Source organism: Streptomyces sp. LZ34 (assembly GCF_053890475.1).
The window spans coordinates 7,814,539-7,828,469 of record NZ_CM132680.1 but is presented as its reverse complement, the minus strand read 5'-3'; the positions used below and the strand labels follow the sequence as shown (position 1 = coordinate 7,828,469).

Genomic DNA, 13,931 nt, shown 5'->3' with positions numbered 1-13,931 from the left:
CCTCATCTCGACGGCCATCCTGTGGCCGCCCGGTGACGGTGACGGTTCGCGGAGGTTTCCCGGGTGTAACGGAGCGTACGGACGGGGAGCGCGCGCCTTGTGCGCCCGTACGCTCCCCGTCCGATCAGGGCCGCCGGCTCAGACGTCCGCGTACGCGGGCTGCCGCGCGCCCTGCGGCTCAGGTGCCTCCGCCGTGGCGGGCCGACCGGCCGGCCGGGCCCCGCGGAGGTATACGGCCCAGGTGACGACGGAGCACAGGGCGTAGAAGGCCAGGAAGGACACGAACGCCGGGGTCCCGGTGTGCGCGTTCAGGAACGATTCCCGGAAGGCCAGGTTGATGCCGAGCCCGCCCAGCGCGCCGACCGCGCCGATCAGCCCCATCGCGGCCCCCGACAGCCGCCGCCCGTACGCCGCGGCCTCCTCGCCCTCAAGGCCCCGCGCGACCGCCTTGGCATGGAAGATGCCGGGGATCATCTTGAACGTGGAGCCGTTGCCGAGCCCGCTGAAGACGAACAGGGCGATGAAGCCGACGAGGAAGACGGCCAGGGACTTCTCCGCGGAGGCGTAGACGACCACCACGGCCGCGACGGACATGGCGGCGAAGTTCCACAGCGTGATCCGCGCGCCGCCGTAGGTGTCGGCGAGACGGCCGCCGATGGGGCGGATGAGGGAGCCGAGCAGCGGGCCGATGAAGGTGAGCGAGGCGGCCTGGAGCGGGGTGCGGTCGAACTGGTTCTGCAGCACGAGGCCGAAGGCGAAGCTGTAGCCGATGAAGGACCCGAAGGTGCCGATGTACAGGAACGACATGATCCAGGTGTGCGCGTCCCGGGCCGCCTCCTTCGCGGCCCCCGCGTCGTTCCGCACCGGCGCCAGGTTGTCCATGAACAGCGCCGCGAGCAGCGCGGCGACCACGATCAGCGGGATGTAGACGCCGAGCACCACGCGCGGGTGGGCCGCGCCGGCCGTGCTGATGACCAGCAGGCCGATCAGCTGGATGACCGGCACGCCGATGTTGCCGCCGCCCGCGTTGAGGCCGAGCGCCCAGCCCTTCTTCCGCAGCGGGTAGAAGGAGTTGATGTTCGTCATGGAGGACGCGAAGTTTCCGCCGCCGACCCCGGTGAGGGCCGCGACGACCATGAAGGTGGTGTACGAGGTGCCGGGCTTCATCACCACGGCGGCGGTGATCGTCGGCACCAGCAGCAGCGCCGCGCTGACGATCGTCCAGTTGCGGCCGCCGAAGCGGGCGACGGCGAACGTGTAGGGGACGCGCAGGATCCCGCCGACCAGGGTGGGCATCGCGACCAGGAAGAACTTCCCGGCCGGGTCCACCCCGTACTCCGGCCCCATGAACAGGACCATCACCGACCACAGGCTCCAGATGGAGAAGCCGATGTGTTCGGAGAGGATCGAGAACAGGAGGTTGCGGGTGGCGATCTTCTCGCCCTTCTCCTTCCAGAAGGCCTCGTCCTCCGGGTCCCACTGTTCTATCCAGCGGCCCCCCTTGCGTGCGGCGGTGGTGGTCGGGGCAGTCATCACGCCTCCACAGTTCTCGGATGTCGCCCCAGGCCCTGTCTCCCCGATCTCTGCGGGGAGACAGGGCCCAGTGCTCGGTCTCGCTGTCGTTGACGGTAGGAAGTACGGATTTCCGGGCTGTGGCGGCAGGTGACGCGGACGAAACCTTGCTCTCACCCGGAAGCGCGGGGCGCGGTGAGGGTTTCCACCAGGGCCGCCTCCGGGCTCGGCAGCCAGCTGCCCGGCGGGGCATCGAGCCAGCCCCCGGCCGCCCCGAGCACCGCCGCGGCCGCCCGCAGGGCGTCCAGTCCCGGGTGGCGCAGCCCGCGCCGCCAGACCATGGAGACGGGCGACAGCGGCACGGGGCCGGTCAGCGGCCGCAGCACGGCGCCGGGCATGGCGATGAACACCGTGCTCGCCAGCACCGACCAGCGCCGCTTGGCCACCACCCGGGTGAACTCCTCAACGCCCTCGATCTGCGGAAACGGCTCGGCCATCACGATGCCGCGCCCCGCGAACAGCTGCGCCGCCAGGTCCGTCCACTCGGTGGTGGCGGCGTTGCCCGCGGCCGCGTACAGCGTCTCCCCCGCGAGCGCGTCCAGAGGGACCTCGGGGAGCCGGGCGAGCCGGTGGTCCTCGCGCAGCACCACGGCCATCCGCTCATAGCGGACCAGCTGGTGGTCCAGGCGCGCGAGCACGGCCGGGTCGAGGCCGCCGACCCGCCCGAACGACACGTCCAGCCGCCCCGCGAGCAGTTCGGCGGCGGCCCCGGCCAGCCCGCTGTGGAAGTGCGCCACGAACTCCACCTCGGGCGCTGTCCGCCCGCGCACCTCGGCCAGCACCTCGCTCCCGGTGGACACCGGCGCGCCGACGTCCACGACCAGCGGCCGCCCGGCCCCCGCCGCGCCGCCCCCGAACGCGGCGGCCAGCTCCTCCTGCGCCGCCAACACCCGCCGCGCGTACGGCAACAGCCGCTCCCCCTCGGCGGTCAGCACCACCTGCCGGGTCGTCCGTACGAACAGCTCGACGCCCAGCTCGCGCTCCAGCCGCCGGATATCGCGGCTGAGCGCCTGCTGGGCCACGTACAGCCGGGCGGCGGCGCGGGTGAAGTGCAGCTCGTCGGCGACGGCGGCGAAGGCGCGCAGCAGGCGCGGCTCGATGTCCTGGGGCATGCCGTGCAGTCAACAGCACGCGCGCGATTCACAACACAGGCGCGTGAACGGCCGCGCATCAGGTGTTGGACCGGACCCGGGCCCGCCCACGACCGTGGAGGGGTGATCCTCTTCCTCGCCTCCAGGCCGGTCGTGCCGACCGGCCGCCGTACGTGGCGCGGCGCGGCGCGCGCCGTGCCCGCGGCGCCGCCGCGCGGCTCGGGTGCGGCGGCGCGTACGGGCGACGGTGCGGCGGCCCGTACGGGCGACGGTGCGGCGGCCCGTACGGGCGGCGGTGCGGCGGCCCGTACGGGCGGCGGTGCGGCGCGCCGTGCGGGCGGCGGTACGGCAGCCGCCCGCACGCCGAACCCGGCCCCCACCTCACCGCCCCACCCGGCCGACGGCGCCTCCGCGCCCCGTGCCGCGACGGACAGCGCGCCCGGCCCCCGCCCGCCCCGCCGGTCGTTCCTCGCGCCCTACCGGCGGCTGTTCGCCGCGCCCGGGGCGGCCGCGTTCACGCTCGCCGCGCTCGTGGGGCGGGTGTCGGGGGCGATGATGGGGGTCGGCATGGTGGTCATGATCGCCACCGTGCGCGACTCGTACGCCCTGGCGGGCGCGGTCTCGGCCACCGGCATCGCGGTGACGGCCGTGACCGGGCCGCTGCTGGGCCGGCTGGTGGACCGCCACGGGCAGGCCCGGGTCGCGGTCCCGGCGGTCGGCGTGTTCGCGCTGGGGGCCACGGGGACGCTGCTGTGCGTCCACTACGAGGCCCCGGCGTGGGCGCTGTTCGTCTGCGCCGCGGGCTCCTCCGGCGTGCCGAGCCTCGGCGCGATGACGCGCGCCCGCTGGGCGTCCGTCCACCGCGACGACGCGGCCGCGCGGCACACCGCCAACTCCTTCGAGCAGGTCGTCGACGAGGTCTGCTTCATGGCCGGTCCGGCGCTCGCGATGGTGCTGTGCACGGCGGTGTTCCCGGAGGCGGGGCCGGCGACGGCGGCGGTGCTGATGGTCGTGGGGACCCTGCTGTTCGCGGCCCAGCGCCGCACCGAGCCGCCGCCCCAGCCGCGTACGGATGCGGCCGGCGGGTCGCTGACGCGCTCGCCGGGGCTGCGGGTGGTGGTCGTCACCTTCCTGGCGACCGGCGCGGTCTTCGGCTCGATGGAGGTCGCGACGGTCGCGGCCGTGGATTCGTACGGCCACACCTCGGCGAGCAGCGCGGTCCTCGCACTTCAGGCGGCCGGGTCCTGCGCGGCGGGCCTGGTCCTCGGCGCGCTGCCGGTCCGCGGGTCGGCGGCGGCCCGCTTCCTTGCGGGGGTGGCGGCCATGGCCGTGGCCGTCCTCCCCCTGCTCGCGGCGACCGGGCCGGCGACGCTGGCCCCGCTGCTGTTCGTCGCGGGCATGGCGACCGCCCCGACGATGATCAGCGGCATGACCCTCGTCCACCGGCTGACCCCGCCCGCCCGCCTGAACGAGGGCATGACGACCGCGTACACCGGCCTCCTCATCGGCATCTCGGCAGGCGCGGCGGCGGGCGGCTGGACCATCGACCACCTGGGCCCGGCCGCGGGCTACACGGCCCCCGCGACGGCCGCGGCGCTGGCCCTGCTGGCGGCGGCGGGGGGCGCGGGGCGGCTGCGGCGGGCCCTGGGCGCGGGCTGAGGTCTCGCGTGTGTGTTCGCGGGCGAGTTGGAGCACCAGAAGAACGAAGCGTTTGCCCTGGGCTCCGAACACAACTGGGCCTGGCCGGCGCCGCCCGTGCGGTCCGCGCCGCCGACGGCAGCCCGACCGACAGCCGGGATACACCCAGTCATTTTGTCAACGCCATTGACGTACCTCCGACGCCCCACCTACCTTCCTCCATCGAAGCGCTTCGACGATCGTGCGTGATCCCTCCAACCTTCCCGGAGGCAGCGGATGTTGAAGGCACGGAAACGGACGGCAGCCCTCCTGGCCGCCGCCCTGGTGGGAGCCGCGGCGCTCACCGGGTGCGGCTCGGACAGCGGGGACGGCGACGGCAAGACGCTCAAGCTCTGGCACTACGAGGCCCCCAACAGCGCGATGGGCGTGGCCTGGAAACAGGCGATCGAGGAGTTCAAGAAGAGCCACCCGGGCGTCACGGTGAAGTTCGAGGAGAAGGGCTTCGAACAGATCCAGAAGACGGCCTCGATGGTGCTCAACTCCAATGACGCCCCGGACGTCCTGGAGTACAACAAGGGCAACGCCACAGCCGGTCTGGCCGCCAAACAGGGCCTGCTCACCGACCTCACGCCCGAGGTCACCAAGCGTGGCTGGGACAAGCCCCTCAACGCCGGGGTCCAGACCACCAGCCGGTACGACGCGCAGGGCGCGATGGGCTCCGGCAAGTGGTACGGGGTGCCCAATTACGCCGAGTACACGATGGTCTTCTACAACAAGGACCTCTTCGACAAGTACAAGGTGAAGGTCCCGACCACCTTCGAGGAATTCACCGCGGCCCTGGACACCTTCACCTCCAAGGGCGTCACCCCGCTGGCGAACGCGGGCGCCGAATACCCCGCCCACCAGTACGTCTACCAGCTGGCCCTGAGCAAGGCCGACCGCTCCTGGGTGGACTCCTACGAGCTCTACAAGGGCAAGCCCGACTTCCATGACACGGCGTGGACCTACGGCGCCGAGACCTTCGCCGACTGGGTGAAGAAGGGCTACATCGCCAAGAGCTCCAGCGGCGCCAAGGCCGAGGACGCGGGGACGGCGTTCATCTCGGGCAAGTACCCGATGTTCTTCTCCGGCAGCTGGTGGTTCGGCCGCTTCAAGGCGGAGATGAAGGACCAGTGGGGCACCTTCCTGTGGCCCGGCTCCAAGCTGACGCTCGGCTCCGGCGGCAATCTGTGGGTGGTCCCCAAGGGCGCCAAGAACAAGAAGCTCGCCTACGACTTCATCGACATCACGATGAAGAAGGGCATCCAGAACCTGCTCGGCGACAAAGGCGGCGTGCCCGTGGCCGCCGATTCCTCGGCGATCACCGACAAGCAGTCCAAGAGCCTGATCGAGAACTTCGACAAGCTCGCCAAGAACGACGGGCTCGCCTTCTACCCGGACTGGCCGGTCTCCGGCTTCTACGACACCCTCGTCTCCGAGACACAGAAGCTGATCACCGACAGCACGGATCCCGACGACTATCTGGACGCGCTGAAGAAAGCGTACGAGTCGGGCGCGCCGAAGACATGAAACCCGCCGAAAGCGTGAAACGCGCCGGAGGCATGAAAACAGCCGGAACCACCAAACCCGCCGACGCCGTGAAGAGCGCGGGACGGCCGCCGCGCGAGTACCCGTACGCGCTCTTCCTGATCCCCGGCGCCCTCGCCTTCCTCGCCGTCATCGTTGTCCCGTTCCTGATGAACACGGGGCTGAGCTTCACCCACTGGCAGGGGGTCGGCACCCCCTCCTGGGCCGGGCTCGACAACTACCGCACGCTGCTCGACGACTCCGCCTTCTGGGAGTCCTTCCGGCACAGCCTCGCGATGGTCCTGGCGATGGCGGTGATCCCCACCGCCCTCGGCCTGGTCCTGGCCGCCGCGCTCTTCGACTACATCGCCAAGCACATCGGCACCCGTATCGCGACCGTGCTGCGCGCCTGCTTCTATCTGCCGCAGGTGCTGCCGATCGCTGTGGCCGGCATCGTATGGAGCTGGATCCTCGCCCCCGACAACGGCGCGCTGAACGAGCTGCTGGACGCGGCCGGGCTCGGCTCGCTGCGCCACGACTGGCTGGGCGACCCGGACTTCGCGCTCTACAGCGTGATGGGCGTGATGGTGTGGGTCCAGCTCGGCTTTCCGCTGGTGGTCTTCATGGCCGGGATGCAGCGCGCCGACCCGGCCCTGCACGAGGCCGCCGAGCTGGACGGGGCCTCCTGGTGGCGGCGGCTGTGGCATGTGACGCTGCCGCAGATTCGCCCGGAGATCTACGTCGTGCTGCTGTGGTGCACCATCGCCGCGCTCAAGGTCTTCGGCGCGGTGTACGTACTGACCAAGGGCGGGCCCGGCGGGGCCACCAATGTGCCCTCGTACTTCTCCTTCCAGAGCTTCTTCGAGAAGACGCAGGTCGGCTACGGCTCCGCGGTGTCGACCGTGCTGACCGTACTCATCCTGGCGCTGGCCCTGGTGGCGCTGCGCTTGCAGACCCGGGCGGAGGACCAGGACCGGTGAAGGCCGTCACGCGATACCCAATACTGGCCGCGCTGGTCGTGGCGGCCCTCTTCATGGTCGCGCCGTTCTTGATCGTCGGGCTCAACGCGGTCAAGTCGCCCGCCGAGTACTCCGCGGGCGGGCCGCTCAGCCTGCCCGACGGGCTGTATCTCGACGGGCTGAAGGACTTCTGGGAGCGGGTGGACTTCGGCCAGAAGCTGGTCAACTCCGTGCTGATCTCCGGCTCGGTGGCGGTGCTCGCGGTGGTGCTGTCGGTGCTCAACGCGTACGCGATCGGCATCGGCCGGATCAAGGGCCGCCCCTGGGTGCTGGCCTTCTTCGTGCTGGCGAACATGCTGCCGCAGGAGGCGCTGGTCTACCCCATGTACTACCTGTTGAAGGAGGTGGGCCTGTACGACACCCGGCTCAGCGTCATCCTGGTGTTCACCGTCATCCAGTCGGCCTTCGGCACCTATCTGCTCTCCTCCGTCCTCGGCGCCTTCCCCAAGGAGGTCATCGAGGCGGCCCGGATCGACGGCGCGAACAAGTGGCAGGTGCTGTGGCGGGTCGTGGTCCCGGTCAGCCGGCCCACGATCGGGGTGCTGCTGGTCTTCTTCTTCATCTGGACCTGGAACGAGTTCCTGCTGCCCCTGGTCATGCTGATCTCCAACGACAACCAGACGGTGTCGGTGGCGCTCGGCGTTCTCCAGGGCCAGCGGCTGATGGACGCCACCATGACCAACGCGGCCGCCCTGCTCGGAGTGCTGCCCGCGTTCCTGTTCTTCCTGATCTTCCAGCGGACGCTGACCCGCGGCATCGCCGTGGGCGCGGTGAAGTGACCCCGCCGAGGAGGGGGCTCCATGGTCAGGATCACGGACGTGGCCAGGCACGCCGGGGTCTCGCCCAGCACCGTCAGCTACGCCCTCAGCGGCAAGCGGCCGATCTCCGAGGCCGCCCGGCGGCGGATCCACGCCAGCATCCGCGAGCTCGGCTACCGCCCCCACGCCGGAGCCCGCGCCCTGGCCAGCAGCCGCACCCGGGTGCTGGCGCTGGTCACCCCGCTGCGCGAGGGCGGCGACGTCGCGGGGGCGATGCGGTTCGCCGCCCAGGTCGTCACCGCCGCCCGGCGGCACGACCACGACGTCCTGCTGCTCACCCAGGAGGAGGGCGAGGAGGGGCTGCGCCGGGTCGCGGACAGCGCCATGGCGGACGGCTTCATCATCACCGACGCCCGCCCCCACGACGCCCAGCTGCCACTGCTGCGCGGCCTGGGGCGGCCCTGCGTCCTCGTCGGCTCCTTGGACGCCGGGGACACCACCGGCCCGACCGGACCCGTCTGCGTCGGCCTCGACGACCCCGGCGCCCCCCACGACCCCGGCGACGGCCGCCTTGGGGCCCGGCCCGGGCCGCCCGAGCCCGGTGATCTCGCCGAGCGGTGCGTCGCCCTGCTGATGGCCGGGCTGGCCCCCGCCCTCCGAGCTCCCCAACGCGACGAGGACGCCGCGGCCAGCTGACCGAACACCCGGCTGGCCGTCGGCGCCTGTGTATGGCGCGCGTCACATAGGTGCGCTGTCACGGGGATCCGTCGCCGGTGTCTCGTGGTCGATCAGGTACCTGGCGCAACAGCCGGCAACGACAGAGCGGAAAGACATCGTGAGCAAGATCTGGTTCGTCACCGGTTCGTCGCGCGGCCTGGGCCGCCGCTTCGTCGGGGCCGCCCTGTCTCGCGGCGACAAGGTGGCCGCGACCGCCCGGAACACCGGAAGCCTTGACGAGCTGGCCGCCACCTACGGCGACGTGGTGCTCCCGCTCGAGATGGACGTGACCGACAAGGCCGCCGTCTCGATACGGCCCGCGACCACGTGATCAGCCGGAACCGGAACCGCCCGCCGCCTCGCTCGCGGCACGGCGGTACTCGGCGTTGATGCGCTGAGCTTCCTCGAGCTGGTCCTCAAGGATGACGATGCGGCAGGCAGCCTCGATCGGGGTCCCCCTGTCGACGAGCTCGCGGGCGCGAGCGGCGATCCGCAGTTGGTAGCGGGAGTACCGGCGATGTCCTCCCTCCGAGCGGAGCGGAGTGATCAGACGAGCCTCACCGATGGCTCGGAGGAAGCCCGGGGTGGTGCCGAGCATCTCGGCTGCCCGGCCCATCGTGTATGCGGGGTAGTCGTCGTCGTCCAGACGATCACCAAGAGGGTTGTCCGCTGTCATGTCACCTCGCTGTGCAACGCGTCGAGGGGCCCTGGTGCCGTACGGCACCAGGGCCCCGAAGGGAATTCAACACCATCTGTCGGCCCTACTGCTGTGCCGACCTTCTGTTTCCGCTACCCGGCCCGACAGAGGGGGAGGGAGCGGGGGATCGCAGCTGCGTGACCGGGGACCACCATCCATTCCGGGGTCTTGCGGTACCCGGGCCGAGTGCTTCTCGGGCCGGGCGATCCTGATGGCGTCTGCTCCTCCGTTCCTCTCCGAACCAACCACTGCGTGAACCGGTACTGCTGTTGGCAGCTCCTCGACGTGCGAGCCGCCCAGTACGGCTCCCAGTCCCGTCACCGTTCTGGGAACACCTTGGCTTCGAGGCTCGAGAGCCGCACTGACCTGCGAACTTCGTGTTCAGCCACCCGCCAGTTCGTGTCTGGCGGGTCTCATTCGACCGTGTCTGTCTACGAGATGAAGCGTAACCACGACAGGGCCGAATGTCTACTCTGCCAAGAGTAGGTTTTGCTATCCCGGTGGGAGAAGAACCCTGCCACCTGCCACAATGACTCACGCAAGTCGTCGCGCTCGGCGATACGGCGGCGGATCGGCCCTCACCGCTTGATCAGGAGCCGCCTTCTGTCGCCCGCGCAACCGCTTCACGCCCGCGGGGCGGTTCGGGGACAGTCGGCTGAATAAGCTGTGCTGTCATGTCGAACCCTGATGAGCTGCTCGTCGCCATCTCCGCCGCGGTGGAGTCCGAACGAAGCAATCAGATGTCGCTGACCGTGGTCGTCGGTGGTGCTGTCATCACCGGTCGGCTGGCTCCCGAGGCCGTGTGGAGGGAGCGGGTGGCGGAGGTCCTCGAGGACTCGGACCGTCTCGGCCCGTTCTCCGACGTCTTCGCCCGCGGGCCGCGAGAGAACCGGCCCGGTCGCGGCGAGGCGCCCACGTATCTGCACTTTCATCTCGCCCGGATCCTGCAGGGCAGCCTCGGGATCCCAGAGACGGGCGGCATGTACAGAGTCGCGATCAAGGACGTCAGCGCATGGACCGTGGGCGATCTCAGCTACTTCGACCGGTGAGATGCTGTCTTTGCCCCGTTGCCCGGCCAGGAGTTTCCGAGCGGACGACGACACAGCGGTGGGGCCCTGCCGACGCGCGTCGGCAGGGCCCCACCGGGATCCTGAGGGCGGTTTCCCGCCCGTCCTCATACGCCCACGGGGCCGGCGCCGCCGAGCAGTGCCGACGCGGTCCGGAGCGGAGTGGGAACGCCCACGCCCACGGGCGCGGCATCGGGGCGGTCGTGGCAGGTGAAGCCGAGGCGCGCCATGGCCCGGGTGACTTCGCGGACGGTGAAGTCACGGCGGTCCTGTCGCGTGATGACGTGGCCCACCTGCTTGACGGGGTAGCGGCGGCGGCCGATAGTCACGGACTCACCCGTGACGAGCTCGGGCCTGACGCCCTTCATCAAGGCCAGCACCCCCGTCTTGGTCAGGTCGAACGGGTACCGGGCGATGACACAGCGCATGATGCCTCACAGGGGAGAAGTCGCGGAGAGAAGGCGAACGGGCTGTCCGGGGCGGGGCGGATCAGTGGAAGAGGGCGAGGAGACGCCCGGAACTCGGCCGTACTTCACCAACGCCGCCGGGGCGGGCGCCGGGCGAGGGCAGCGATCCGTCGAGGACGTCCCGCAGACGGATCCGGTCCGTGTACGAGGAACTGTCGCGGAGAACGGTGAGCCGGACCAGGGTGATCAAGCCCGTGCTCTGGTCGTCCCTGTCGCACACGGTCAGGTACTCGACACGGGCACCCGCCATGACGGCCAGAGCCACCTCGACGGTCATGTCGTCACAAACCCGAGGCCCGTACGCTTCGATGTCGTCGACCACGGTCGCGGGGGCGGGGTCCGGCATGCGGTACTGCGTCTGAGCTGGCGTCAAGAGTGCTCCCACGGTAAAGGCTGATCGGCTTGGTGACCATTGCGGCTCCAGGGAGGCCACCGTGGCCCCGGGGACCGCGCCGGGCCTAGGCAGCCGAGTCGTTGCCGGGCCGCCGCTGTGCCCTGCGGCGCACCCCCGCGCCGACGGGTCGGCCCTTGCCGGTGCGGCCCCGGTGGTCTCGAGAGGGCGAAGACGTGCGGCGGGGGCGTTCCACGACCGGCGCGGCAATGACCACCGGGACGCCGGAGGGCGCCTGGGCACCTGTGATGCGGCTCAGCTCCGCCTCGCCCGAGCGGACCGGGGTGATGTGCGGGGTAATTCCGGCCGAAGCCAGCAGCCGGCTCATGGCGCGGCGCTGGCCGGGGGTCACGAGGGTGACGACGCTGCCGGACTCGCCGGCGCGGGCCGTACGGCCGCCACGGTGCAGGTAATCCTTGTGGTCGCTGGGCGGATCCACGTTGACGACCAGGTCGAGGCTGTCGACGTGGATGCCGCGGGCCGCGACATTGGTGGCCACCAGGACCGTGACGTGACCGTCCTTGAACTGCGCCAGGGTCCGGGTGCGCTGCGGCTGGGACCTGCCACCGTGCAGGGCCGCGGCGCGGACACCGCTGTTCAGCAGGTGCTTGGCCAGCCGATCCACGGCGTGCTTGGTGTCCAGGAACATGATGACCCGGCCGTCCCGGGCCGCGATTTCGGTGGTCGTGCGGTGCTTGTCCGCGTCGTGCACGTGGAGTACGTGGTGCTCCATCGTGGTGACGGCACCGGCCGACGGGTCGACGGAGTGGACCACCGGGTCGGTCAGGTAGCGGCGGACCAGCAGGTCGACGTTGCGGTCCAGGGTGGCCGAGAAGAGCAGCCGCTGACCCTCGGGGCGCACCTGGTCGAGCAGGGCGGTGACCTGGGGCATGAAGCCCATGTCGGTCATCTGGTCGGCCTCGTCGAGAACCGTGATGCCGACGTCGACGAGCCGGCAGTCGCCCCGGTCGATGAGGTCCTTGAGCCGACCGGGCGTCGCGACGACCACCTCCGCACCGGCGCGCAGCGCACCGGCCTGCCTGCCGATGGACATTCCGCCGACGACGGTGGCGAGCCGCACGCTCACGGAGCGGGCGTACGGAGCGAGCGCGTCGGTGACCTGCTGGGCCAGCTCACGGGTGGGGACGAGGACCAGGGCCAGTGGCCGGCGCGGCTCGGCGCGCCGACCCGCCGTACGGGCCAGTACCGCGAGGCCGAAGGCGAGGGTCTTGCCCGACCCGGTGCGGCCGCGACCGAGTACGTCACGGCCGGCCAGGGAGTTCGGCAGGGTCGCCGCCTGGATCGGGAACGGTACGGTCACGCCTTCGTGGCCGAGCGTGGTCAGCAACGGCGCCGGCATGACGAGATCGGCGAACGACTCGACAGCGGGCAACGCGGGCGTGACCGTCTTCGGCAGCGCGAACTCGCCCTGCGCGGCCTGTCGGTTTCCGTAACCGTTGGAACGGCGCGGAACGCCGGAGCGGCCTGCGACAGTACTTCCTCCGAAGCGGCCATATGTGCGAGTTGTGCGTGCGCGAGCGGTGCGGGTGCGGTTCATGCGGAACCTTCCTCGACGTGGGCACGTATCAAGGAATTCCCGCAGCAAACTGAGCGGCGCAGAGAATCGCGAGAACGAGCCGGAAATGGCAGGGGTGAATCACCCTGAAAATAAAGCGAGCTGGGGCCCGCACCCCAAGGTGCGGGCCCCAACGGCGAAGTAAGCGTCAGTGCCGGTGCGTCAGGCGGGAACGATGTTCTCGGCCGTCGGGCCCTTCTGGCCCTGCGCGATGTCGAACGACACCTTCTGGCCTTCCTGCAGCTCGCGGAAGCCCTGGGCGGCGATGTTCGAGTAGTGGGCGAAGACATCGGCGCCGCCGCCGTCCTGCTCGATGAAGCCAAAGCCCTTTTCCGCGTTGAACCACTTCACGGTGCCAGTAGCCATTTGTTTCTCCTTCGGAGGCGGTGTCAGGAATACGCCCTGTGCGGATTCCGTGTCGCCGTGATGATCAGCCGTCGGAAAAATCTTCTGGCAACCACACCTGCAACTCATGTGGACAGTAGCACGTCGACATCGGCCCTGCGCGGTGAAAAATTCCACACCGCCTGCCGCCTCAGGAATATTTCTCGCGCGCCGCGTCGGTTTCTCACTTCGCAACCACAGATATTGTTTTCCGGGGTGCGGTGTTGCCGTCGAGCCTTTCCGCTCACAGCGCTGTGACCTCCTCCAACGGCTTGTACGCGCCGCTGTCGTCACCGGCGGACGAGATGCCGACGAACGCGCCGAGACCCCGAAACGAGACGAAGGCCACATGGCGATTCCGGCGGGGCAACGGACGTGGCCAGGCACGCCGGGGTCTCGCCCAGCACCGTCAGCTACGCCCTCAGCGGCAAGCGGCCCATCTCCGAGGCCACCCGGCGGCGGATCCACGCCAGCATCCGCGAGCTCGGCTACCGCCCCCACGCCGGAGCCCGCGCCCTGGCCGGCAGCCGCACCCGGGTGCTGGCGCTGGTCACCCCGCTGCGCGAGGGCGGCGACATCGCGGGTGCGATGCGGTTCGCCGCCCAGGTCGTCACCGCCGCCCGCCGCCACGACCACGACGTCCTGCTGCTCACCCAGGAGGAGGGCGAGGAGGGGCTGCGCCGGGTCGCGGACAGCGCCATGGCGGACGGCTTCATCATCACCGACGCCCGCCCCCACGACGCCCAGCTGCCACTGCTGCGCGGCCGGGGGCGGCCCTGCGTCCTCGTCGGCTCCCTGAACGCCGGGGACACCACCGGCCCGGCCGGACCCGTCTGCGTCGTCCTCCCGGACCCCAGCCTCCCCGACCCCGGCGATCCCGGCGACGGCCGGTCCGGCGACCTCGCCGAGCAGTGCGTCGCCCTGCTGATGGCGAGGCTGTACGCCGTCCCACAACGCGACGAGGGCCCCGCGGTCCGCTGACCAAAGG

At 70.8% G+C, this 13,931-nt stretch carries 13 protein-coding genes and 2 pseudogenes; 8 read left to right on the top strand and 7 right to left on the bottom strand.

The features are described from left to right. Window positions 1-138: 138 nt before the first annotated feature. Window positions 139-1,533 carry a nitrate/nitrite transporter gene (locus ACWY4P_RS32735; RefSeq protein ID WP_456204133.1) on the bottom strand — a complete coding sequence of 465 codons (1,395 nt, stop codon included), beginning with the start codon at window positions 1,531-1,533 and terminating at the stop codon, window positions 139-141. Window positions 1,534-1,685: 152 nt separating this feature from the next. Continuing rightward, entirely contained in the window at window positions 1,686-2,684 is a 999-nt protein-coding gene (locus ACWY4P_RS32730; protein WP_456204132.1) for a LysR family transcriptional regulator, read from the bottom strand. Window positions 2,685-2,786: 102 nt separating this feature from the next. On the opposite strand from ACWY4P_RS32730, the gene ACWY4P_RS32725 reads away from it, so the two are divergent. From ACWY4P_RS32725 to ACWY4P_RS32700, 6 genes and pseudogenes are all read left to right on the top strand, one after another. Next, window positions 2,787-4,322: an MFS transporter gene (locus tag ACWY4P_RS32725; RefSeq protein ID WP_456204131.1), complete on the top strand. Its 1,536-nt coding sequence runs from the start codon at window positions 2,787-2,789 to the stop codon at window positions 4,320-4,322. 255 nt (window positions 4,323-4,577) lie between these two features. Continuing rightward, on the top strand, window positions 4,578-5,870 hold the full coding sequence (locus ACWY4P_RS32720; RefSeq protein ID WP_456204129.1) for an ABC transporter substrate-binding protein: 1,293 nt from the start codon (window positions 4,578-4,580) through the stop codon (window positions 5,868-5,870). A gap of 32 nt (window positions 5,871-5,902) precedes the next feature. Beyond that, the gene (locus tag ACWY4P_RS32715; protein WP_456204128.1) at window positions 5,903-6,847 is read left to right on the top strand and encodes a carbohydrate ABC transporter permease; all 945 of its coding nucleotides are present in this window, start codon (window positions 5,903-5,905) and stop codon (window positions 6,845-6,847) included. Window positions 6,848-6,900: 53 nt separating this feature from the next. Beyond that, window positions 6,901-7,665, top strand: a complete 765-nt coding sequence (locus tag ACWY4P_RS32710; RefSeq protein WP_456213141.1) for a carbohydrate ABC transporter permease — start codon at window positions 6,901-6,903, stop codon at window positions 7,663-7,665. Window positions 7,666-7,686: 21 nt separating this feature from the next. Next, window positions 7,687-8,178, top strand: a pseudogene (locus ACWY4P_RS32705) (LacI family DNA-binding transcriptional regulator); the annotation flags it as partial. Between the two features lie 301 nt (window positions 8,179-8,479). Then, window positions 8,480-8,692 carry an SDR family NAD(P)-dependent oxidoreductase gene (locus ACWY4P_RS32700; RefSeq protein ID WP_456204127.1) on the top strand — a complete coding sequence of 71 codons (213 nt, stop codon included), beginning with the start codon at window positions 8,480-8,482 and terminating at the stop codon, window positions 8,690-8,692. Here ACWY4P_RS32700 and ACWY4P_RS32695 read toward each other — a convergent pair whose 3' ends face one another. Further along, on the bottom strand, window positions 8,693-9,037 hold the full coding sequence (locus tag ACWY4P_RS32695; RefSeq protein WP_456204125.1) for a MerR family transcriptional regulator: 345 nt from the start codon (window positions 9,035-9,037) through the stop codon (window positions 8,693-8,695). A 695-nt stretch (window positions 9,038-9,732) separates the two neighbouring features. On the opposite strand from ACWY4P_RS32695, the gene ACWY4P_RS32690 reads away from it, so the two are divergent. After that, on the top strand, window positions 9,733-10,107 hold the full coding sequence (locus ACWY4P_RS32690) for a hypothetical protein (RefSeq protein ID WP_456204124.1): 375 nt from the start codon (window positions 9,733-9,735) through the stop codon (window positions 10,105-10,107). A gap of 125 nt (window positions 10,108-10,232) precedes the next feature. Here ACWY4P_RS32690 and ACWY4P_RS32685 read toward each other — a convergent pair whose 3' ends face one another. The 4 genes from ACWY4P_RS32685 to ACWY4P_RS32670 all read right to left on the bottom strand — a co-directional run bounded on the left by ACWY4P_RS32685 (window position 10,233) and on the right by ACWY4P_RS32670 (window position 12,925). Continuing rightward, window positions 10,233-10,553, bottom strand: coding sequence for an SCO5918 family protein (locus ACWY4P_RS32685; protein ID WP_456204123.1), 321 nt, complete (start codon window positions 10,551-10,553; stop codon window positions 10,233-10,235). Between the two features lie 61 nt (window positions 10,554-10,614). Beyond that, window positions 10,615-10,965 carry a CBS domain-containing protein gene (locus ACWY4P_RS32680; RefSeq protein WP_456204122.1) on the bottom strand — a complete coding sequence of 117 codons (351 nt, stop codon included), beginning with the start codon at window positions 10,963-10,965 and terminating at the stop codon, window positions 10,615-10,617. Between the two features lie 85 nt (window positions 10,966-11,050). Next, window positions 11,051-12,541 (bottom strand): DEAD/DEAH box helicase, encoded by a 1,491-nt coding sequence (locus ACWY4P_RS32675; protein WP_456204121.1) that lies wholly within the window; start codon window positions 12,539-12,541, stop codon window positions 11,051-11,053. 180 nt (window positions 12,542-12,721) lie between these two features. Further along, entirely contained in the window at window positions 12,722-12,925 is a 204-nt protein-coding gene (locus ACWY4P_RS32670; RefSeq protein ID WP_030224351.1) for a cold-shock protein, read from the bottom strand. Window positions 12,926-13,318: 393 nt separating this feature from the next. On the opposite strand from ACWY4P_RS32670, the pseudogene ACWY4P_RS32665 reads away from it, so the two are divergent. Then, window positions 13,319-13,736 (top strand): annotated as a pseudogene (locus ACWY4P_RS32665) (LacI family DNA-binding transcriptional regulator); the annotation flags it as partial. Window positions 13,737-13,931: the final 195 nt, after the last annotated feature.